This window comes from Pseudomonas bubulae (assembly GCF_900618535.1).
GTDB lineage: Bacteria > Pseudomonadota > Gammaproteobacteria > Pseudomonadales > Pseudomonadaceae > Aquipseudomonas > Aquipseudomonas bubulae.
The window spans coordinates 57659-78243 of record NZ_UYJA01000006.1 but is presented as its reverse complement, the minus strand read 5'-3'; the positions used below and the strand labels follow the sequence as shown (position 1 = coordinate 78243).

The 20585-nt window shown below is 58.3% G+C and carries 20 protein-coding genes; 7 read left to right on the top strand and 13 right to left on the bottom strand.

Features of this window, described 5'->3' with window-relative positions:
• Positions 1-12: 12 nt before the first annotated feature.
• The 8 genes from PPTH39_RS20355 to PPTH39_RS20320 all read right to left on the bottom strand — a co-directional run bounded on the left by PPTH39_RS20355 (position 13) and on the right by PPTH39_RS20320 (position 9523).
• A complete protein-coding gene (locus PPTH39_RS20355; RefSeq protein ID WP_130872363.1) occupies positions 13-939 on the bottom strand; it encodes a ketoacyl-ACP synthase III in 927 nt (308 codons plus the stop codon).
• Between the two features lie 277 nt (positions 940-1216).
• Positions 1217-2797 carry a flagellar hook-associated protein 3 gene (locus PPTH39_RS20350; RefSeq protein ID WP_095032013.1) on the bottom strand — a complete coding sequence of 527 codons (1581 nt, stop codon included), beginning with the start codon at positions 2795-2797 and terminating at the stop codon, positions 1217-1219.
• 14 nt (positions 2798-2811) lie between these two features.
• A complete protein-coding gene (gene flgK, locus PPTH39_RS20345) occupies positions 2812-4830 on the bottom strand; it encodes a flagellar hook-associated protein FlgK (RefSeq protein ID WP_095025527.1) in 2019 nt (672 codons plus the stop codon).
• Positions 4831-4840: 10 nt separating this feature from the next.
• Positions 4841-6097, bottom strand: a complete 1257-nt coding sequence (gene flgJ, locus PPTH39_RS20340) for a flagellar assembly peptidoglycan hydrolase FlgJ (protein ID WP_130872362.1) — start codon at positions 6095-6097, stop codon at positions 4841-4843.
• A 10-nt stretch (positions 6098-6107) separates the two neighbouring features.
• Complete coding sequence (locus tag PPTH39_RS20335; protein ID WP_095002626.1) at positions 6108-7217, bottom strand: flagellar basal body P-ring protein FlgI; 1110 nt, start codon at positions 7215-7217, stop codon at positions 6108-6110.
• Between the two features lie 14 nt (positions 7218-7231).
• The gene (gene flgH / locus PPTH39_RS20330) at positions 7232-7927 is read right to left on the bottom strand and encodes a flagellar basal body L-ring protein FlgH (protein WP_095002627.1); all 696 of its coding nucleotides are present in this window, start codon (positions 7925-7927) and stop codon (positions 7232-7234) included.
• 24 nt (positions 7928-7951) lie between these two features.
• A complete protein-coding gene (flgG, locus tag PPTH39_RS20325) occupies positions 7952-8737 on the bottom strand; it encodes a flagellar basal-body rod protein FlgG (RefSeq protein WP_095002628.1) in 786 nt (261 codons plus the stop codon).
• Between the two features lie 45 nt (positions 8738-8782).
• Complete coding sequence (locus tag PPTH39_RS20320) at positions 8783-9523, bottom strand: flagellar basal body rod protein FlgF (RefSeq protein WP_095002629.1); 741 nt, start codon at positions 9521-9523, stop codon at positions 8783-8785.
• A gap of 342 nt (positions 9524-9865) precedes the next feature.
• Between PPTH39_RS20320 and PPTH39_RS20315 the strand changes: the two genes are divergently transcribed.
• Positions 9866-10069, top strand: a complete 204-nt coding sequence (locus tag PPTH39_RS20315; protein ID WP_130872361.1) for a hypothetical protein — start codon at positions 9866-9868, stop codon at positions 10067-10069.
• A 13-nt stretch (positions 10070-10082) separates the two neighbouring features.
• Here PPTH39_RS20315 and PPTH39_RS20310 read toward each other — a convergent pair whose 3' ends face one another.
• From PPTH39_RS20310 to PPTH39_RS20300, 3 genes are all read right to left on the bottom strand, one after another.
• Positions 10083-10355 carry a colicin immunity domain-containing protein gene (locus PPTH39_RS20310; RefSeq protein ID WP_095018922.1) on the bottom strand — a complete coding sequence of 91 codons (273 nt, stop codon included), beginning with the start codon at positions 10353-10355 and terminating at the stop codon, positions 10083-10085.
• Positions 10352-11959, bottom strand: coding sequence for an S-type pyocin domain-containing protein (locus tag PPTH39_RS20305; protein ID WP_198417414.1), 1608 nt, complete (start codon positions 11957-11959; stop codon positions 10352-10354). The genes PPTH39_RS20310 and PPTH39_RS20305 overlap by 4 nt, the downstream gene beginning before the upstream one ends.
• 399 nt (positions 11960-12358) lie before the next feature.
• The gene (locus tag PPTH39_RS20300; protein ID WP_095018923.1) at positions 12359-13921 is read right to left on the bottom strand and encodes a sigma-54-dependent transcriptional regulator; all 1563 of its coding nucleotides are present in this window, start codon (positions 13919-13921) and stop codon (positions 12359-12361) included.
• A 335-nt stretch (positions 13922-14256) separates the two neighbouring features.
• Between PPTH39_RS20300 and phhA the strand changes: the two genes are divergently transcribed.
• The 6 genes from phhA to PPTH39_RS20280 all read left to right on the top strand — a co-directional run bounded on the left by phhA (position 14257) and on the right by PPTH39_RS20280 (position 18443).
• Entirely contained in the window at positions 14257-15048 is a 792-nt protein-coding gene (phhA, locus tag PPTH39_RS20295; protein WP_130872360.1) for a phenylalanine 4-monooxygenase, read from the top strand.
• 42 nt (positions 15049-15090) lie between these two features.
• Positions 15091-15447 carry a 4a-hydroxytetrahydrobiopterin dehydratase gene (locus PPTH39_RS20290; protein ID WP_016781595.1) on the top strand — a complete coding sequence of 119 codons (357 nt, stop codon included), beginning with the start codon at positions 15091-15093 and terminating at the stop codon, positions 15445-15447.
• Positions 15447-16643, top strand: coding sequence for an amino acid aminotransferase (locus tag PPTH39_RS20285; protein WP_130872359.1), 1197 nt, complete (start codon positions 15447-15449; stop codon positions 16641-16643). Before PPTH39_RS20290 ends, PPTH39_RS20285 begins: the two co-directional genes overlap by 1 nt.
• Before the next feature lie 187 nt (positions 16644-16830).
• A complete protein-coding gene (locus PPTH39_RS23805) occupies positions 16831-16962 on the top strand; it encodes a hypothetical protein (RefSeq protein WP_254925257.1) in 132 nt (43 codons plus the stop codon).
• A gap of 80 nt (positions 16963-17042) precedes the next feature.
• Complete coding sequence (locus PPTH39_RS23565) at positions 17043-17219, top strand: hypothetical protein (RefSeq protein ID WP_095002633.1); 177 nt, start codon at positions 17043-17045, stop codon at positions 17217-17219.
• A gap of 36 nt (positions 17220-17255) precedes the next feature.
• On the top strand, positions 17256-18443 hold the full coding sequence (locus PPTH39_RS20280; protein WP_095002634.1) for an MFS transporter: 1188 nt from the start codon (positions 17256-17258) through the stop codon (positions 18441-18443).
• Between the two features lie 126 nt (positions 18444-18569).
• On the opposite strand, the gene arfB is transcribed toward PPTH39_RS20280, so the two are convergent.
• Together arfB and PPTH39_RS20270 are read right to left on the bottom strand one after the other, a co-directional pair.
• Positions 18570-18983, bottom strand: a complete 414-nt coding sequence (gene arfB, locus PPTH39_RS20275; protein WP_088377742.1) for an alternative ribosome rescue aminoacyl-tRNA hydrolase ArfB — start codon at positions 18981-18983, stop codon at positions 18570-18572.
• Positions 18984-19073: 90 nt separating this feature from the next.
• Positions 19074-20492, bottom strand: a complete 1419-nt coding sequence (locus tag PPTH39_RS20270; protein ID WP_095002635.1) for an amino acid permease — start codon at positions 20490-20492, stop codon at positions 19074-19076.
• Positions 20493-20585: the final 93 nt, after the last annotated feature.

Here is a 20585-nt window from a genome sequence, read left to right as displayed (position 1 = left end):
TCAACGTAATGCTTATGGGCGATAGATAATCGCCGAGCCCCACGACAGGCCCACGCCAAAACCGCTCAGCGCCACCCGCTTCCAGGTGGCATCCATCACGTGTTTTTCCAGCAGCAGCGGAATGCTCGACGACACGGTGTTGCCGGTCTCGACCATATCCTTGATAAATTTCTCCGGCTCGCCTTCAAAGCGACGAGCCACGGCGTCAACGATGGCCGCACTGCCCTGGTGGATGCAGAACGCGTCGATGTCCTTGGAGGTCAGCTCGGACTCTTCCAGCAACTCGTTCAAGTGCGCAGGCACTTTGAGCAGCGCGAAGTTGAACACCTGGCGGCCATTCATAAAGAACACACCATCACTGACTTTCAGATGCGGCGCACCCGAACCGTCGGTGCCGAACTTGGCCTTGCCCAGCTGCCAGGGAGCGTCTTCGCCCATCCAGGTAGCGGTGGCGGCGTCACCAAAGAGCATGGTGGTGTTGCGGTCTTCCGGGTCAACGATTTTCGAGTACGGGTCGGCCGTCACCAGCAGACCGCTCTTCAGGCCCGCGGCTTCCATAAAGCCTTTCATCGCGTAGATGCCGTAGACATAACCCGAGCAGCCCAGGGAGATATCAAAGGCGGCAACGTGGGTCGGCAGACCGAGCTTGTCCTGGACAATGGCCGCGGTGTGCGGCAGGCCTTCAGCGTCGCCGTTCTGGGTAACGACGATCAACGCGTCGATGGATTCGCGTTTAAGCTGAGGATTGTTGATAAACAGTGCGTTGACTGCCTCAACACACAGGTCGGAGGTTTCCTGGTCAGCGTCTTTGCGCGGCAGAAACGCCGAACCGATCTTGCCCAGAATGAATTCTTCGTCTTTGGAGAACTTCGCGCCCTGCGCGTAGTTGTCTACACCGCTTGCTGGCACGTAACTGGCGATGCTTTTAATGCCAATCATTGTGGCTTCCCAATACTAAATAGCTGGAGATCACCCGCTCACATAATCGAGGGGCGCTGACAATAAAAGGGCTTGTGTGGGTGCGTAAAAATAAACAAAACAGCCCGAAAAAGGCCCGGCACCCGCCCGTACGTTTCACACGATACAGTGAAGATGCCCGTTATGACTCATAGGTCACGCTATTTTGTGCGGTTTTATACAAAACATTACAGCCAGAAAGGCGATTTTGTGGGAGCGGGCTTGCCCGCTCCCACATTAGCCCCCCCTGCACCGCTGTTTAGAGCTGGTTGAACAGGCTCAGCTGGGAGATTTTCACGAACGCCAGTTGCGAGGCTTCAAGCATGGCTTTCTGGAACGCCAGTTCGATGGACGCCCCCGCCATGTCGGTGTTGCCGATCGCCGCCGTGGTGGAGTCGTTGGCCAGGCCCAGGCTGATATTTTCATCCGCCTGAATATCCACCGCCTTCAGGCGCGCACCAATCGAGCCGCGGGCGCTGTCAACGCCGGCACTGGCGTTTTTCAGGTTGCCGATCGCGGAGTTGATCGCGTCCTTTTGCGTTTGCTGGGCCAGCGGGTCTTTGTCGCTGGGGATTTCCAGGGCCTTGCGTAACTGGCTGATGGTATCCAGCGCGTTCTGGCTCTGGTGGTTGTTGCGGTTGACGACAAACTGGTCGCCCGCCTGCGGTGCTCCAGCGAAGTCGAACTTGATCCCGAGCGCACCACCATCAACAGTGCCCTGGGCAATCGACTTGCTGTCGGCGCTCAGCGGCTGGGCATAGACTTCGTATTCAGTGGCGCTGGTGAATTTGATCACCGCGCCATTGCTCGGAAAGCTGTCGCCATAGGCCTGGGCGTCGGTCACCGTGGAATTGGTAATCTGCGCCGTCGAACCGTTGCCCGGCGTGCGCGAGGTATTGATGGTGTCCGCCTTGGCCTCAAGCGTAAAGCTGCGCCCCGCCACCAACGCATCCCGCTCAGCCGCTGGTACGTCCTTGAGATTGGGGGTGATATCGAACGACACGCCGCGCAGGCTGATGCTCTGCGAGCCATCCTTGGTCGGGTCGAACACCCCGTTGCCCGCCACCTGCGAGGTCAGGTCATTGCCGTCACGGTCAGTCAGGGTGTACTCGGTGCTGCTGCTGAATTTCAGCGTATAGGGCTGGCCTTCGGCGAAACTCTTATTGAACACCGCGCTTGACGTGACCAGACCGGCAGACACCGAGAGCTTGCCGTCATTGACGGTCGGCTCGCCATTGGCATCCACGCCGGGCACAAAAGTCGCCTGGGTACGCCCGGTGTTGGTCGCGCCTTCCATGATGCTCCTGGCCGTGTCGCTGCTGGCCAGGGTCAGGGTGTCGGAAACCTTGAGGTTGAGCTGGGTATCGTCGCCCTGATAGCTGTAGGTGCCATCATTGTTGCGGGTGTATGGCGGGGTGTCGGTTTTGGAGCCGGAGAACATATAGTTACCCGAGGCGTCCTTGCTGTTGAGCAGGCTGAACACCTGTTCTTCAATGCTGCCCAGTTCGTTGGCGATGGCCAGGCGATCGGCATCGCTTTTACCGCTGCCTGCGCCCAGAGCCAGTTCACTGGCTTTTTGCAATGAGTTATTGATGCTGTCGAGCACCGCTTCCTGGGCACCCAGCGACGACTTGATGCTGTTCATATTGGTGCTGTACTGCGCCAGCATGTCTTTTTGCTGCTGCAATTGCAGCAGGCGCGCCGCACCTACCGGGTCATCGGCAGCGGTCTGGATGCGCACGCCGGAGTCGATCTGGCTCTGGGTCTTGATCACCGACGAGAAGTTGTTCTGGTAGGTGGCACTGGTCGATTCAAAAAACTGCGAAGTTGAAATACGCATCGTCGCGGGCTCCCTTAAAGACTGTTGATCAGCGTGCTGAAGGTTGCTTGCGCCGCTTTGATGATCTGCGACGAGGCGGTGTAGTACTGCTGGAACTTGACCAGGTTGGAGGCTTCTTCGTCCAGGTTGACCTGGGATACCGAGTTGCGCACCTCTTTGGCGTAGGCCAAAGCCGCGCCATTGGCGGTGCCGTCGACCGCCGCCTGGCTGGCTTTACCGCCCACCTTGGATACCAACTGACTGTAGGAAGTAGCCATGCTGACGCCGCCAGTGCCGTCCTTGCCTACGCCCACTGTGGCCTTGGTTTGCAGGCCCAGCAGTTCGTTGGCGTTGCGGTTGTCGGCCTTGCCGTCCTTGTTGAACTTGATATCGAAGCTGTCGCCCTTGCCCGGCGAACCGCTGATAGTGGCGTCGAAGCTGACATCCGAAGTGCTGCCGTCAGCGTTGGCGACCGGCACCTTGATCTTGACGGCGTTGTCCTGGCCCGGCACGTAGGAGCCGTCGCTGATCTTTTCGCCTTTTTCGTTCAGCACACGGTAAGTATGGGCTCCAGCGTCATTGACCCCATCGAATACAATACGCAATGGCATCGCGTCTTCGACCTGGGACTGGCCCAGGTTGGTCCCGCTGTAAATATCCAGTGGTACCGTCAGGTTCAAGCCACCTACCGCACCAGTACCCGTATTGGAACCGCCCGCTCCAGCCACCAGCGGCCCGGCAAATGCCAATTTATTGGCATCGCTCATTTGCACGCCGATATTGCCTGCACCACTGCGGGTGGGGCTGACCTTGAACGCGTCGCCAGCGGTCATCGGGCCGCCCTTGAGGTCCAGGGTGAAGCCGTCAATGACCTTGGCCGGGGTGTCGGTGGTAGCGAAAGCCCCCATATCGGTGCCGTCGGAGCGCTTGACCGAGTACTCGGTGGCGCTGGTGAACGTGACCTGATAGTCGTAGGCGGTCAGCGCGCCGCTGTCAGCGATGCTGACATTGAAGTTGCCTGCGCCAATATTTCCGGTCGCCGCCTGGCTGCGCTGGCTGATGGCCGTGGCACTGTTGATGCTGTTGAACAACGACGAGCCGAACTCGCCATTGGCATCCAGGCCCTGGCCCAGCTGCTGGTTGATCGCATCGGCGACCACAATGGCTGTACGGCCCAAATCGTTCATCGCCGGGGCCAGCACATCGTCGCGGTAACGCAGCAGGCCGCCGATCTTGCCGCCACTGATCACCGAGGTCACATCCGAACTCGATTGCTGGAAGTTGACCTGGATGCTGTATTGGCTTTTATCGACCTTGCCCGGCACCGCCGAAATCGTGTTCGAGGTGCTGCCCTGCACCAGCGATTGGCCGGTACCCAGGGTAATATCGTAGACGTTGTCGTGCTCCTGAACCGTCACCCCGACCAGCTCGTTGAGGCTGCGCACGGCTTCGTTACGCGCATCCAGCAGGTTGTTCGGCGTATTGCCAGCCGTGGTGGCCTGGGCGATCTGCTTGTTCAGCGAAGCAATGGTGGCTGTGTGCTGGTTGACCATCGAGGTGAGGGTGTCCAGCTGGCTGTTGATGCCCTCGTTCTGCTGGTTGAGCTGGGTCGAAATCGAGTTGAAGCGGTTGCTTAGGGTTTGCGCACTGGTCAGCAACAACTGCCGCGCGGACACATCACCGGGCGCCGCGGCGGCAGTTTGCAATGAGCTGAAAAAGCTGCTCAGGGCTGCCGATACGCCCGTGTTTTTATCCGACAGCAGTTTGTCGACCGTGCCGATCTGGTCGAGATAAGCCTGGGCATCGCCATTGAGCGAGGTGGTGGTTTGCAACTGGGCGTCGAGGTAGGAATTGTACACGCGGCGCACGTCGGCCAGGGTGGTGCCGGTGCCGATAAACACCCCGCCCACCTGTTGCGACGCGGCGCTGCCCTGGACGATCTGCTGACGCGAATAGCCCGAGGTATTGGCGTTGGCAATGTTGTTGCCGACTGTCGCCAATGCGCCCTGACTGGCGTTGAGCCCCGACATCCCGATGTTGATCAAACTCGCCATGGTTCAAACCTTATAAATTCGTGAGAGAACCCGTCGAGGCGTAGCTCTGGTAGGTTTTCATTTGCTTGGCTATCTGCGAAATCTTGCTCGCGTACTCAGGGTCGGTCGCGTAACCGGCCTTCTGCAATTCGCGTACAAACTGCTCCGGTTTATCGGCCGCATTGAGCACTTCTTTATAACGATTGTTGCTCTGCAACAGCGTCACCAGATCATGGAAGCTGTCCTGATAGGAATCGTAGGAACGGAATTCCGCTGTCTCCTTGACCATCTGCCCGCCCCTGAACTCGCTGGTGATGGCCCGCGCCTGGGCGCCCTGCCAACTGCCGGTGGCCTTGATGCCGAACAGGTTGTGACTGCTGCTGCCATCTTGCTGGCGCATCACCGACTTGCCCCAGCCGGTTTCCAGTGCGGCTTGCGCCACCAGGTACAGCGGGTCGACGCCGATGCGGTCGGCGGCCTGTTGCGCCATCGGCAACATGGTGGCGACAAACGCATCCGGCGACTCGAAGGCCTGTTTGGCCGGGGCCAGCGGCGGCTGCGCCACGGCACGACCGTAAATCTGCATGCGCCCGTGCACGCCACTGGCACTGAGCATCGGCTGGCGGCTGCCCTTGAGCACGGCATCCAGCCCCGGCGAAGTGCGCCCCGGCACGGCGGCGGTATTGAGCGTGGAACGCATCGGATCGGCCGATGGCACGATCCCGGCCAGCAAGCGGTCAGTCAGCTTGCTCGGCAACGCCAGACGGCGCTGATTAAGCAGGGCCATGTCATTCTGATGGCCGCCGCCGGCTGCCTGCGGCGTAATGGCGACCCGCGAAGCCCACAATGGACGCTGACCACTGGAGCGCACAAAAGGGCTGTCGACGGTGGTGGCGGCCGGGGCTTTGGCTTCGGCAGTCAGCGCCGTGGTCGCCGCAGCCTCCCCCGGCACCGCAGCTTTGTTTTTCGACATCTGGCGCATCAACACATCGGCCAGGCCGATACCACCGCCCTGCCGGGACAGGGTCACGGACAATTGCTGGTCGTACATTTCCTGATACTGCTTGGCCGCCGGGGTGTTGAGCGGGTTGTCCTTGCCCAGCACTTCGTTGGCCGAGCGCATCGACTTGAGCATTTCGTTGAGAAACAGCGACTCGAATTCCTGGGCAACTTTGCGCATATTGCCGTCGCTTTCGCGGTCGCCGACTTTCAGATTGTTCAGCCGATTCAGGTCGGTGAACGCCCCGGAATCGCTGCCACTGACTACTCCACTCTTACGCATATCCATGACGTCGGCCTCAGATCACGATCAGGTCGGCTTGCAGCGCGCCGGCCTGTTTCAGCGCTTCGAGAATCGCCATCAAGTCCCCTGGCGCTGCGCCGACCTGGTTTACCGCCCGCACGATTTCGTCGAGGGTGGTGCCCGGGCCGAACTTGAACATCGGCTTGGCTTCCTGCTGGGCATTGAGCCGCGAACGCGGCACCACGGCGGTCTCGCCGTTGGACAGCGGCCCGGGCTGGCTGACAATCGGGTCTTCGGTGATAGTCACGGTCAGGCTGCCGTGGGTCACTGCGGCGGGCGAAACCTTGACGTTCTGGCCAATCACGATGGTGCCGGTGCGCGAGTTGATGATGACCTTGGCCACCGCCTGCCCCGGATCGACTTCGAGGTTTTCCAGGATCGACAGATAGTCGACCCGCTGGCTCGGGTCCAGCGGCGCCGTAACCCGCACCGAGCCGCCATCGATGGCCTGCGCCACACCGGGGCCGAGAAGGTCATTGATCTTGTCGACGATACGCTTGGCGGTGGTGAAGTCCGAGCGATTGAGGTTCAGGGTCAGGCTGTTGCCCTGGTTGAAACCGCTGGGTACGGCCCGCTCAACCGATGCACCACCCGGAATACGCCCGGCCGACGGCACGTTGACAGTGATTTTCGAGCCGTCGCGGCCTTCGGCATCGAAACCGCCGACCACCAGATTGCCCTGGGCCACCGCATACACATTGCCATCGATGCCTTTAAGCGGTGTCAGCAGCAGCGTACCGCCGCGCAGGCTTTTGGAGTTGCCGATGGAGGAAACGGTGATATCGATCACCTGCCCCGGCTTGGCGAATGCCGGCAAATCGGCGCTGATGGACACCGCCGCAACGTTTTTCAGCTGCACATTGCCCGAACCCGGCGGCACCTTGATGCCAAACTGCGACAGCATGTTATTGAACGTCTGCAGGGTAAACGGGGTTTGTGTGGTCTGGTCACCCGTACCATTCAAGCCCACCACCAGGCCATAACCAATCAATTGGTTGGAACGCACGCCGGAAATGCTGGCGATGTCTTTCAACCGCTCGGCGTGGGCGCCCAGGGAGGTCGACAACAGCAACACGGCTGCCAGCAGATGCTTGAGGTTGGGCATGGTGAGCTTCATCACTAAAAGGGAAACAGCGGGCTAAGGAAGAAACGGTCAAACCAGCCCGGCTGGCTCGCATCGGCAAACGAACCGGTGCCCGAGTAGGTGATGCGCGCATCGGCCACACGGGTCGAAGACACGGTGTTGTCGGTGGCAATGTCATCGGCCCGTACCAGGCCGGCAATGCGTACCAGCTCGTCGCCGGTGTTAAGGGTCATCCACTTTTCACCGCGCACGGCGATGATGCCGTTGGGCAGCACGTCGGCGACAGTCACGGTGATCGAACCGGTCAGGCTGTTGCCCTGCCCGGCCTTGCTGTCGCCCTTGGTGGCGCGGCTGCCGCTATAACCGGCATTGAGGCTTAAATCGCCACCACCCAGCGGGTTGTTGGTGGTCAGGCCGCTGCCGAACAACGAGGTCAGGCCGATGCTGGTGTTGCTGTTTTTACCGATCGCCGAGTTGGCGTTTTTACTCGCCTGGGTCTTCTCATTAAGGGTAATGGTAATGATGTCGCCGATGCGGTACGCCTTGCGGTCGCTGTACAGGTTCTGCTCGAAACCGGCCTGGTAAATCGAGCCGTTGTTGGCGGCAGCCGGCAGCGGCGTACGCGGCAGCACAGGTGCGTAGTACGGGTCGTTGGCCCGCGGTGGCGGGCTGACGCAGCCGGCCAGCAAGGTGATGGCGCCCAGTGCCAGAACAGAAAACAAGCGCTTCATGAGCTCTCCCGCTATTTCACGTAATTACAGGTTTTGCGTGACGAACGACAACATCTGGTCAGCGGTGGAGATCACTTTGGAGTTCATCTCGTAGGCGCGCTGGGTGGTGATCATATTGACCATTTCTTCCACGGTGCTGACGTTCGAGGTCTCGAGCATGCTTTGCATGGTCAGGCCAAAGCCGTTCAGGCCCGGGGTGCCGATTTGCGGCGCACCGCTGGAGGCGGTTTCCAGGAACAGGTTTCCGCCCTGGGACTGCAAGCCGGCCGGGTTGATAAAGTCGGCGGTCTGCACGTTGCCGATCACTTGCGCCGCCGGGTTGCCGGAAATGGTCACCGATACGGTGCCGTCCTGGCCGACGGTGAAGGTCTGGGCATCGGCCGGCACCACAATCGCCGGTTCCAGGGCAAAGCCGTTAGCGGTGACGATCTGGCCATTGGAGTCCAGATGGAAAGTACCGTCACGGGTGTAGGCCGTTGTTCCGTCGGGCTGCATGATCTGGAAAAAACCACGGCCGTTGATGGCCATGTCCAGCGGCTGCTCAGTGGTTTGCAGGCTACCGGCAGTGAAGTTCTTTTGCGTGCCGACAATACGTACCCCGGTGCCCACTTGCAGGCCCGATGGCAGTTCGCTGTCCTGGGTCGACTGTGCACCTGGCTGGCGCTTGATCTGGTAGAGCAAGTCCTGGAACTCGGCGCGATCACGTTTGAAGCCGGTGGTCGAGACGTTGGCCAGGTTGTTGGAAATGGTGGTCAGGTTGGTGTCTTGTGCAGCCAAACCCGTTTTTGCAACCCACAGTGCCGGAAGCATGGAGCTCTCCTCGCGCGCCGGTTTTTCGGCGCCGCGTTCAAGTAATTAGCTGATGGACAGGACGCGAGTCATGGCCTGATCGTCTTCTTTGGCGGTGTTCATCATTTTGATATGCAGCTCGAACTGCTTGGACAAAGCCAGCACCGAGGTCATTTCATCCACGGCATTGACGTTGCTCGCCTGCAGAAAACCCGAGGTCACCCGCACATTGGCATCGGCCGGGGCCGGCTGACCGTCATTGGTGTGGATCAGGCCGTCGAGGCCCTTGCTCATGGTTTTCAGGTCCGGCTGGACCAGCTTGATCCGGTCCACTTGCGCCATCACCCGCGGGCCTTCGCCCTGGGCGCGAATGCTGATGGTGCCGTCTTCGCCGACTTCGATCTGCTGCTGGGGCGGCACCGCGATCGGCCCGCCGTTGCCCATGATCGGCATGCCGTTGCCGGCACGCAGGATGCCCAGGGCATCCACGTTCATGCTGGCGGTGCGCACATAGGCCTCACTGCCGTCGGGGGCCTGCACCGCCAGCCAGCCGTCGCCGGACACGGCCACATCCAGGTCGCGGCCGGTCTCGACCAGGGCACCTTGGCTGAAATCGGTGGCAGGGCGCTCGGTCAAGGCAAAGGCACGCGCCGGAAAGCTGTCACCAAACACCGGCATCGAGCGGGCCTGTTCCAGGTCACGCTGAAACCCGTTGGTCGAGATGTTCGCCAGATTGTTGGCATGCGCCTTCTGCGCCAGTGCGTTCTGACTGGCGCCGGTCATTGCCACATAAAGGTACTTGTCCACAGTCTTTCCTCTGTCTGACGGACGCTTGCCGCCCACCGCTGTACTGAAGAGGTCATTGCAATTTGCGCACCAACTTTATTTTGACGCGCTGCGGCGCGGGTTTGCGCAGGGATGAGGGAAGATTCGGTGCGAGGAGACGGCGGGGTTCTGCCGGTTGCGGCAAGGGCTGGCCTGGGTAGTGGCCGTCGAGGGCCCTCACCCCAAGCTGATTTCTGGCGTTGCGAAGATCTGCTTTTGCCTTTGGTTCCCTCTCCCTCCAGGACAGGGTTGCCACCTTTTGCAGCACCAACCAACAGGCCAACCCGGGTAGCGACTTCATCCAAAACGGATTCGGGGGCGTAGATGTTCGCAAGCATGTGTAACCTCATTTCTGATGAGGCTGGGCGGCGCCCGATAAGTTTCAAAAATGATGGCAAGAGGCAAAATAAACCCGTTTTAGGCGGGGATTTTCAGGTTTTTTTTCGAAATCAAAAAGGGGATGTCGGCAAACAGGCTTTACTGAACGGACTCAAAAAAGCCCAGACGGGCTGGGCTTTTCAAGCCTAACTATTGAGTAGATTCAGGCCAGCTTGAATTTACTCAAGGTTGCTTTGACCTCAGCTCTCAAACCAGCTTCATCTAGCTCACTTTTTCTGCGATCTAGATCAGGGTTGTAGCAGTCTGCCAGGATGAAAATGGTCGATGCACATTCAGAGACGTTTGCATTGTCATCCTTGAGTTTGTTTGCATCTCGCTCTGCGCTCCACTTAGCGATATATGGATCGGCAAAAGCATTTGCAGACAAGCCGCCGTCAGCGAATTTCTTGGCAAGCTGGATAAGCTCAAGACTCATTGCAGAACTCCTTTCTCAATGTAGTTTTTAAATTGTGGGGTAGCTGGGTCAAGCTTCCAACCCGACAAAAATTTACCATCGCCACCAATGATAACGACATTGTTTGTTCTTTTGTTGAAAAAAACAGTTGAGTCTGTTTCTCGCTGATATGTCCCATGGGGAGAGGTATCGACATCAGCAAGATGCTCATTAACAGCATCCCTGAACTTGCTCAGCGTCTCGATGTTTTTACGGGTATCAGTTACCCCAAAACTATTAGCATGCTTGAACTTTTTATCCAATTGTTTGCGTGAGAATTTTCCGGAATCTAGCGATTCGCTGAAAACCGCATAAATTGGAGGCAGACCCGAACCGGCTGGAAAGCAATAGATACAGTCGTGAATATCTAGTTGATCCACTGCCGGTAGTTCTTCCGCCTTAATCTCAAGTGGAGTGAGAGTCACACCAGTGTATACCGGCACGGCCACAGGTTTAGCTGGAGTAGAAGTCGAACTGTTGCCTGGAGTCGCAATAGGAAAGACCAGCGTGCGAGACGGGTTATCAGCCGTGGTGAACGTATAGGCGTTCAGGCTGGCGTTAAATGTTAATGCCCGAACAGGCACCTTCGCAGATACACCACCGCTGGATGTGGTCGCTACAACGGAGTACTTATGCTGCTCCCCGTAGACCCGGTACGGCACATCAACACTGCCTCCGGAAGAAGCAACAGCCAACAAGTTCACAGGAAGGCTAGGCGCAATAGATTTAGCGGGAACCGTCATCATCGTTGACGGATGGAGGTCACCGTTGCCCAGTTGAGGTGAATACACCAACAGCCCAATACCGACGGCAGTTACACGGTCTAAAGCTACACTGCCAATTCCCTTCAATGCTTGGATACCAGCTTGAAGGGCTGCATCGAGAGTCATTTTAGAGCCAGCTGTTATTGCAATTGAGCCCGCCGCCACTCCCATTTCAGCTTTATCAGTTAATACTGGAAGCGTGAATGTGTTCGCTTTCTTGATAGCTTCCGTTTGCGCAGCAGCTACCAGGGCTATTTGTTCGGAAAGAAACTTCGCCATTTGATCCATTATCAAGGCTTGATAGTGAGCTTCATGAGACTTTATCCACAACTGGACCATGGCTCCGTAACCACCTTCACCGCGAGCGTAACTGGTGCTATACGCAGGATGGTAGGGTACGTCACGAGTAGTAGGTTCTGCACCGTTGTAAGCCAGCGATAATTTCTTTTCAACATCACGCCGAGCGATTGCCTGATTATAGAGGTTCTGTAGGATAGACTTAATTCGCGCAAAGCTATCAACTGGGTTTTTAGTCGGAGCCAACAACTCCGATTCCAAACGAGCTACTTCGTCAGTTACGGTTTTCGGTAAAGCCTGAAGGCTTTTCTCATATGCAGCCACAATGCGTTTTCTGGCGTTAGATTCATAACGATGTACCGACGTGAAAGCCTGGCGCTGTGCTGGATCTGGACCTGAAATATGTGCATAAGTGTAACCACTTAGCCAAGACCCCATTCCCATTCCACCACCACCGCCACCGCCACCGCCACCGCCTGGATTCATAGGGCGACCACTTGTCACAACAATATTTTTCTCAGTCACAACGATATCCTTTTCATTCTGAGCTTTATCAATAACTCGGGTAGAAATTACCCATACCTAGCGTTATAAACTTCCCCGAAGCCATCAGTCCTACAAGGGCGTTTGGGTATCAGAGACAGCGGGACAAACACTCATAATACTGTGCATAGATACAGCTTTTATGCCAAGCCATTTTATGCGCTTATGCATAAAATGGCTTGCGCAGTTGTGTAAGCACCCGTAAAAACGCCTGCGTTATGTCTCATGCGGTTCACGACAAGGGGGCCGTCTAACCGCATTTCTACTCACTGTTCACTGTCACTGCTCAGATATTTGCAGTGTCCACACCAATGTATTTATTGGTCCCTAATGAAGTAGCTTCCATTCATGCTTTATGTGAGGGGCTTTTGGCGTTAGCCGTTAGTCCTTGCCCGGCTTAATAATGTCGTGCTCGCGCAGTTTGTTGGCGATGGTGGTATGGGACACCCCCAATCGCTTGCCCAGCAATCGGCTACTCGGGTGCTCGGAATACAGCTGTTCCAATACTGCCTTTTCGAACCGCCCGACAATCTGCTCCAGCCCGCCTTCCAGCGAGAACTCGCCCAGGGGCTGACGCACGCCGTAATCCGGCAGGCGGATATGCTCAGCCTTGACCACCCCGCCATCACACAGCGACACCGCCTGAAACAGCACGTTCTCCAACTGGCGCACGTTGCCCGGCCAGTGGTAGTGGCTCAAACGATCCATTGCCGCTGGCGCCAGGCGCGGCAGCGAGCAACCGATCTGGCGACTGGCCTGATCGAGGAAATGCTCCACCAGCGGTTCCAGCCCGTCCAGGCAATCGCGCAGCGGCGGAATATGCAGCGATAGCACGTTGAGCCGGTGATACAGATCCTGGCGAAACTCACCCCGAGCGCACAGCTCGGACAGGTCGACCTGGGTGGCGCACATCACCCGCACATCCAGATACACCTCTTCATCACTGCCAACCCGGCGAAAGCAACCATCCTGCAAGAAGCGCAGCAATTTGACCTGCAAGCGCGGGCTCATTTCACCCACGCCATCGAGAAACAACGTACCTCCTGCTGTCAGCTCCAGCAGGCCGAGCTTGCCTTCCGCCCGCGCCCCTTCAAAGGCACCGGGGCCGTAGCCGAACAGTTCGGTTTCAGCCATTGACTCAGGTAAGCCGGCGCAGTTCAGCGCCATCAATGGCGACTGGCCACGAGGGCTGGCCAGATGGCAGGCCCGGGCCAGCAGTTCCTTGCCGGTGCCGGTTTCACCTTCTATTAATAGCGGCGCATCCAGCGGTGCCATTCGCCGCGCTTCGCGCACCACCGCGGCCATGACTTTCGAGCTTTGGAAAATACTGTCGAAGCCGCGCAGCTCCTGCTTGCGCACATTGTAGATTTGCTCGCCCACACGGTCGGCGCGGTGCAGGGTCAGCACGGCCCCGGCCATCGCCTCGCTTTCGTCGTGCTCCAGTTGCAGCGGGGCGATATCGGCCAGGTACACCAAGCCCTTGATCTTGACCCGCAAGCCATTGATCCGCGACTTGTTGGCCCGCACCAGTTCGGGCAGGTCGAAGTCTTCGGCGTAGCGTGACAGGGAAATCCCCGGCACTTCATCCACCCGCACCCCGAGCAACTGTGCCGCCGCGCGGTTGGCCGCAACAATGCAACCGCCCATATCGATAGACAGCACCGGAAATTCCAGCGCCCCGAGCAAGGCGTTAAGCTCCATATGCCGGCGCTCGCTGGGCATCAAGCCCACACGCTTGACGCCAAACACCCCGGGGATGGTTTCAAACTTCGGACGCAAGGCCTGAAATTGCAGATTAATCAGATTGGGGCAGTACAGATAAATCGCATTGCCCTGATCACCCCCGACCTCGCCGCGCTTGACGTTGATGCCGTAGGCCACCAGCAGGTTGAGAATGTCGCGAAGGATGCCAATCCGGTTTTGGCAGTGGACTTTGATACGCATGGGCAGGGCTCGGGAATAACTAACAATGGATGTCCTATGTGGGAGCGAGCCTGCTCGCGAAGGCTCAAAGAGCGCCATTCGCGAGCAGGCTCGCTCCCACAGGGAGGTTTTCCGGCTTCAGAGGCATTTCATCGTCACGATTTTGTGACAGTTGTGCTGTCGCACAGTCAAGAATGACAGCCTGCCCCTCACATCGTAACGAATACTTTACGAATAAGCGCCATCATCCCAGCATTACTGGCTTTAGGCTAGCTGCACGACGCAATCACATGGGGTATCACTAAGGCATCGCAACAACACCGAATAATAAAAACGATTTCCTTGCGGAGAGCCCCATGAAGCAAACGAAATACGTCGCCCGTGAGCCTGATGCCAATGGCTTTATCGACTACACACCTGCCGAGCACGGGGTGTGGAACACGCTGATTACCCGTCAGTTGAAACTGCTGGAAGGCCGCGCCTGCCCCGAGTACATGCAAGGCATCGAAAAGCTGGGCCTGCCCCACGACCGCATCCCGCAACTCGACGAGATCAATCAGGTACTGGGCGCCACCACGGGCTGGCAAGTTGCCCGGGTACCCGCACTGATCCCCTTCCAGACCTTCTTCGAGTTGCTGGCCAACAAGCAGTTTCCAGTAGCCACTTTTATTCGTACTCCCGAAGAACTCGATTACCTGCAAGAGCCGGATATTTTCCATGAGATTTTCGGCCACTGCCCGCTGCTGACCAACCCGTGGTTCGCCGAATTCACCCACACCTACGGCAAGCTGGGCCTGCAGGCGAGCAAAGAACAACGGGTGTATCTGGCACGCCTGTACTGGATGACCATCGAGTTCGGCCTGGTCGACACGCAGGAAGGCAAACGCATTTACGGTGGCGGGATTCTGTCGTCGCCCAAAGAAACGGTTTACAGCCTGTCTTCAGAGCCGGAACATCAGGCTTTCGATCCGCTGGAAGCCATGCGCACGCCTTATCGCATCGATATTCTGCAGCCGCTGTATTTTGTCCTGCCGGACTTGAAGCGACTGTTTGACCTGGCCCATGAAGACATCATGGGCATGGTCGAAAAAGGCATGACAATGGGCCTGCACGCGCCGAAGTTCACGCCCAAGCCGAAAGCGGCTTAACCTTTTTTAGTCATCAATAAAAACTGATTTCAGGAATCCACCATGAACGCACTGAACCAAGCCCACTGCGAAGCCTGCCGCGCCGATGCTCCACAGGTCAGCGACGAAGAACTGCCGATCCTGATCAAACAGATCCCGGACTGGAACATCGAAGTTCGCGACGGCATCATGCAGCTGGAAAAGGTCTTTCTGTTCAAGAACTTCAAATTCGCCCTGGCCTTTACCAATGCCGTGGGCGAGATCGCCGAAGCCGAAGGCCATCACCCGGGCCTGCTGACCGAATGGGGCTCGGTCACCGTGACCTGGTGGAGCCACTCGATCAAGGGCCTGCACCGCAACGACTTCATCATGGCCGCACGCACTGATGAAGTCGCCAAAACTGCCGAAGGTCGCAAGTAATGCACTTTGCCGATATTGGTCGGGTACCGGGCGACCCGATTCTCGGTTTGATGGACGCCTATCAACAGGATACCAATCCGGACAAGTTCGACCTGGGCGTGGGCGTCTATAAAGACGCCAATGGCCTGACGCCGATCCTGCAATCGGTAAAGTTGGCCGAGCAGCGCCTGGTCGATCAGCAACAGACCAAAACCTATATCGGCGGTCATGGTGACAGCCGATTCGGGCAACTGATCAGCGAACTGGTGCTGGGCGAAGACTCACCCCTGCTGGCCAGCAAGCGTGCTGCAGCGACCCAGACCCCGGGCGGTACCGGGGCCTTGCGCCTGAGCGCCGATTTTATCGCGCAATGCTTGCCGGGCCGTGGCATCTGGCTGAGCGATCCAACCTGGCCGATCCACGAAACCATCTTTGCCGCAGCCGGGCTGAAGATCAGTCACTACCCTTACGTGGGCAGCGACAACAAGCTTAATGTCGCGGCCATGCTCGAAGCCCTGGAACACGCGCCAAAAGGCGATGTGGTGCTGCTGCACGCCTGCTGCCACAACCCGACCGGCTTTGACCTGTCCCAGGCGGACTGGCTGCAGGTGCTGGACGTGGTCCGTCGTCGTGAATTGCTGCCTTTGATCGATTTTGCCTACCAGGGTTTTGGCGACGGAATACAGGAAGACGCCTGGTCGACCCGCCTGTTCACCCGTGAACTGCCGGAAGTGCTGATCACCAGCTCGTGCTCGAAGAACTTCGGCCTGTACCGCGAACGCGTCGGTGCATTGATTGTGTGTGCCAATGACGCCGAAAAGCTGACCGATATCCGCAGCCAGTTGGCCTATATTGCGCGAAACTTGTGGTCCAACCCGCCGGATCACGGCGCGGCGGTGGTAGCAACCATCCTCGGCGATGCCCAGCTGAAAAGCGTGTGGATCGCAGAAGTGGAAGCCATGCGCAGCCGTATCGCGCAATTGCGTAGCGGTTTGGTGGAAGCCCTGATCCCGTTCGGGCTGGCGGAGCACTTTGCCCATATTAATGAGCAACGCGGGATGTTTTCGTACACTGGCCTGACCCAAGAGCAAGTCCAGCTGTTGCGCGAGAAACACAGCGTGTACATGGTTGGTTCGGGGCGCGCCAATATGGCCGGGGTCGACGGCACGCGCCTGAGCCTGCTGGCCAAGGCGATTGCGCAGGTGTGTACACACTAGCCCCCCCACCTGTAGCAGCTGCCGAAGGAACGAGGCAGCTGCTACAGGGCTCTGCCTTTTGCAGCGACAGCTGCAATATGAAAAGTTCGATACAAATCCCCCCAGACGCAATAAAAAGACAAATTGTCACACTCCCTCCTGTATCCTTAGCAAGCTACTTAAAACACACCTTACGAGGAGCGCGACGATGCACGAGATCCCAAACCTCCCCTTCCCAAGCCTGCACGAAACCGAGCAGCCAACCCCGCAACACACCAGTGGCGAAAACCCCGCACTGGACGAGGCTTCTGAAAGCCTGCAGGCCGAAAGCGAAGACTGACGGCGCACAATCAGACGGTGCGAAAAGCATTCAGTTTTTCACACCGTCTGACACAATCGCCCCTTATTGCGGAATCAAGCGTGACTGACACCTTCAGCGATACCCAGGCCAGCGTTCTGATCGGCACCGCCGAGAAAATGATCGACCTCTGGGAGCGCCTCAGCCCCGAAAAACAAGCTCTCCTGCTCAAACGGTTCGGCACCCAGGAAAATGCACTGGCCGCTTTAATCGCGACGCAACTGGTTACACCACTATAATCTGCACCAACCCGCTCCCCGCAGGACCCCTACCCCATGCCTGAAACACAGCGCCCCATGGCAATCACGCTGCAAGTGGTTTCCATCGTCCTGTTTACCTTTATCGGCTATTTGAACATTGGCATTCCGCTGGCCGTACTGCCGGGTTACGTGCATAACCATCTCGGTTACGGCACGGTGATCGCCGGGCTGGTGATCAGCGTGCAATATTTGGCTACGCTGCTGAGCCGGCCTTACGCCAGCCGCTACATCGATACCCGGGGCAGCAAGCGCGCCGTGATGGTTGGCCTGGCCGGCTGCGGCCTGAGTGGCGTGTTTATGCTGGTGTCCAGCTGGCTGACGAGCATGCCGGCCTGGAGCCTGGCCAGCCTGTTGATCGGCAGGCTGGTGCTGGGCAGCGCGGAAAGCCTGGTGGGCTCCGGCTCCATCGGCTGGGGCATAGGCCGGGTCGGCGCGCAGAACACGGCCAAGGTGATTTCCTGGAATGGCATCGCCAGCTACGGCGCCATTGCCATTGGCGCACCTCTGGGCGTGGTCATGGTCGGCCACCTGGGCATGTGGAGCCTGGGCGTAAGCATTATTGCCCTGGGAGCGCTGGGCGTACTGCTGGCCTGGCCAAAACTGGCGGCCCCCATTGTCAGCGGCGTGCGCCTGCCGTTTCTGCATGTACTGGGACGCGTGTTGCCCCACGGCACCGGGCTGGCCCTGGGCTCGATCGGCTTTGGCACCATCGCCACCTTTATCACCTTGTATTACGCGACCAACCACTGGGAAAACGCAGCGCTGTGCCTGAGCCTGTTTGGCGCCAGCTTTATCAGTGCGCGTTTGCTGTTTGGCAACCTGATCAACCGTATCGGCGGTTTTCGAGTGGCGATTGCCTGCCTGAGCGTCGAGACGCTGGGCCTGCTGTTGCTGTGGCTGGCACCCAACCCGGAGTTGGCCCTGGCGGGCGCGGCCTTGAGCGGCTTTGGCTTTTCGCTGGTGTTCCCGGCGCTGGGGGTTGAGGCGGTCAACCTGGTGCCGGCCTCCAGCCGGGGGGCTGCGGTGGGTGCGTATTCGCTGTTTATCGACCTGTCGCTGGGCATCACCGGGCCGCTAGTGGGTGCCGTGGCGGCAGGGTTCGGCTTTGCTTCGATCTTTCTGTTTGCGGCGCTGGCGGCGCTTGGCGGGTTGATGCTGAGTGTTTATCTGTATCGTCAGGCGCAGAACGCAAGAGCGTCCTAGCTCGCGCTCAGGGTGATTAAACCTGTGGGAGCGGGCTTGCCCGCGATGCAGACGGAGTGGTGTGCCAGGTCAAGCACGGTGATGCCATCGCGGGCAAGCCCGCTCCCACAGGACTGCTGCTGCCCTCTAGAAATCCACCTTGCCCCGCCCCGCCTTGATGTTGCCGCGCTTGGTCTTGGATTCCAGCCGACGTTTTTTTGAGCCCAGGGTCGGCTTGGTCGGGCGGCGCTTTTTCTCCACCTTGGTGGCGCTGACGATCAACTCCGCCAGACGCTCCAGCGCATCAGCCCGATTCTGCTCCTGGGTGCGGTATTGCTGGGCTTTGATAATCAGCACGCCATCACTGGTGATGCGGCTGTCACGCAGCGCCAGCAGCCGCTCCTTGTAAAAATCCGGCAACGACGAATTGGGAATATCAAAGCGCAGGTGCATGGCGCTCGAAACCTTGTTGACGTTCTGCCCGCCCGCACCCTGGGCGCGAATGGCCGTCAGTTCGATCTCGGCATCAGGGATATGCACGTTGTTGGAAATCACCAGCATCAAAAAAGAGTCCGTGTTCAGAGCATCAAGGATACCCCACAAACAACAAACCCGGCGCAATGGCCGGGTTTGCAGGGTTAAACACAGCGTTTATTTGGCAGAGCTGTAAGCCGCTGCCTGCGCCTGTACCGCGCGCTTGTTCTTGATCACGAAGCACAGCCACATAAAGGCCACCCACACCGGAATCGCGTACACCGACACGCGAATGCCCGGGATCAACAGCATGATCACCAGGATGAACGCTACAAACGCCAGGCAGATGTAGTTGCCGTACGGATACCACAGCGCCTTGAACAGCGGGACTTGCGCGGTCTTGTCCATATGCTGGCGGAACTTGAAGTGCGAGTAGCTGATCATCGCCCAGTTGATCACCAGGGTCGCCACTACCAGGGACATCAGCAGTTCCAGCGCATCATGGGGCATCAGGTAGTTGAGCAGTACTGCAATGACCGTCACCGCCGCCGAGGCCAGGATCGAGTTGACCGGCACGCCGCGCTTGTCGATTTTGGCCAGCACTTTCGGCGCATCGCCCTGCTGCGCCATACCCAGCAACATGCGGCTGTTGCAGTAGGTGCCGCTGTTGTACACCGACAATGCTGCGGTCAAGACCACGAAGTTGAGGATGTGCGCAGCAGTGTTGCTGCCCAGCATAGAGAACACTTGCACGAACGGGCTGCTGCTGTAGCTGTCGCCACCGGCATTCAGGGTTTCAAGCAGCGAGTCCCACGGAGTCAACGACAGCAGAACTACCAGGGCACCGATATAGAAAATCAGGATGCGGTAGATCACCTGGTTGATCGCTTTCGGGATCACGGTGCGTGGTTTGTCGGCTTCAGCTGCGGTGAAACCGAGCATTTCCAGGCCGCCGAAGGAAAACATGATAAAGGCCATGGCCATGATCAGGCCGGTCGTCCCGTTCGGGAAGAAACCACCGTGTTCCCACAGGTTGCTGACCGAAGCCTGAGGACCGCCACTGCCGCTGACCAGCAGGTAGCTGCCCAGGGCGATCATGCCGACAATTGCCACGACCTTGATGATCGCGAACCAGAACTCGGCTTCGCCAAACACTTTGACGTTGGTCAGGTTGATCAGGTTGATCAGCACGAAGAAGGCCGCTGCCGAGGCCCAGGTGGGGATCTCCGGCCACCAGTAGTGCACATATTTGCCGACGGCGGTCAGCTCCGACATGCCCACCAGAATGTACAGCACCCAGCAGTTCCAGCCCGACATAAAGCCGGCGAAACCGCCCCAGTATTTATGGGCAAAGTGGCTGAAAGAACCGGCAACCGGCTCTTCGACGATCATTTCACCGAGCTGGCGCATGATCATGAACGCGATAAAGCCGCAGATCGCATAGCCCAGAATCATCGATGGACCGGCCGACTTGAGCACCCCGGCCGAACCGAGAAACAGGCCAGTACCAATCGCGCCACCGAGGGCTATCAGCTGGATATGACGATTTTTCAGGCCGCGTTTAAGCTCGCCCGAATGCGAGGTATTTCCACTCATTGCAAAGGTCCCACACAAGGTTTGATGTGATTCAGTGCGTTGTAACTTGAGCACCAGAGGCAGTGATCGAAGGGTCTACAACACAAATCAAAC

Bases quoted from the DNA above. Each gene is read 5' to 3' on its own strand.
- PPTH39_RS20355 (WP_130872363.1), bottom strand. From the start codon at position 939: ATGATTGGCATTAAAAGCATCGCCAGTTACGTGCCAGCAAGCGGTGTA.
- PPTH39_RS20350 (WP_095032013.1), bottom strand. From the start codon at position 2,797: ATGCGTATTTCAACTTCGCAGTTTTTTGAATCGACCAGTGCCACCTAC.
- flgK (WP_095025527.1), bottom strand. From the start codon at position 4,830: ATGGCGAGTTTGATCAACATCGGGATGTCGGGGCTCAACGCCAGTCAG.
- flgJ (WP_130872362.1), bottom strand. From the start codon at position 6,097: ATGGATATGCGTAAGAGTGGAGTAGTCAGTGGCAGCGATTCCGGGGCG.
- PPTH39_RS20335 (WP_095002626.1), bottom strand. From the start codon at position 7,217: ATGCCCAACCTCAAGCATCTGCTGGCAGCCGTGTTGCTGTTGTCGACC.
- flgH (WP_095002627.1), bottom strand. From the start codon at position 7,927: ATGAAGCGCTTGTTTTCTGTTCTGGCACTGGGCGCCATCACCTTGCTG.
- flgG (WP_095002628.1), bottom strand. From the start codon at position 8,737: ATGCTTCCGGCACTGTGGGTTGCAAAAACGGGTTTGGCTGCACAAGAC.
- PPTH39_RS20315 (WP_130872361.1), top strand. From the start codon at position 9,866: ATGTTCGCAAGCATGTGTAACCTCATTTCTGATGAGGCTGGGCGGCGC.
- PPTH39_RS20310 (WP_095018922.1), bottom strand. From the start codon at position 10,355: ATGAGTCTTGAGCTTATCCAGCTTGCCAAGAAATTCGCTGACGGCGGC.
- PPTH39_RS20300 (WP_095018923.1), bottom strand. From the start codon at position 13,921: ATGCGTATCAAAGTCCACTGCCAAAACCGGATTGGCATCCTTCGCGAC.
- phhA (WP_130872360.1), top strand. From the start codon at position 14,257: ATGAAGCAAACGAAATACGTCGCCCGTGAGCCTGATGCCAATGGCTTT.
- PPTH39_RS20290 (WP_016781595.1), top strand. From the start codon at position 15,091: ATGAACGCACTGAACCAAGCCCACTGCGAAGCCTGCCGCGCCGATGCT.
- PPTH39_RS20285 (WP_130872359.1), top strand. From the start codon at position 15,447: ATGCACTTTGCCGATATTGGTCGGGTACCGGGCGACCCGATTCTCGGT.
- PPTH39_RS23805 (WP_254925257.1), top strand. From the start codon at position 16,831: ATGCACGAGATCCCAAACCTCCCCTTCCCAAGCCTGCACGAAACCGAG.
- PPTH39_RS20280 (WP_095002634.1), top strand. From the start codon at position 17,256: ATGCCTGAAACACAGCGCCCCATGGCAATCACGCTGCAAGTGGTTTCC.
- arfB (WP_088377742.1), bottom strand. From the start codon at position 18,983: ATGCTGGTGATTTCCAACAACGTGCATATCCCTGATGCCGAGATCGAA.
- PPTH39_RS20270 (WP_095002635.1), bottom strand. From the start codon at position 20,492: ATGAGTGGAAATACCTCGCATTCGGGCGAGCTTAAACGCGGCCTGAAA.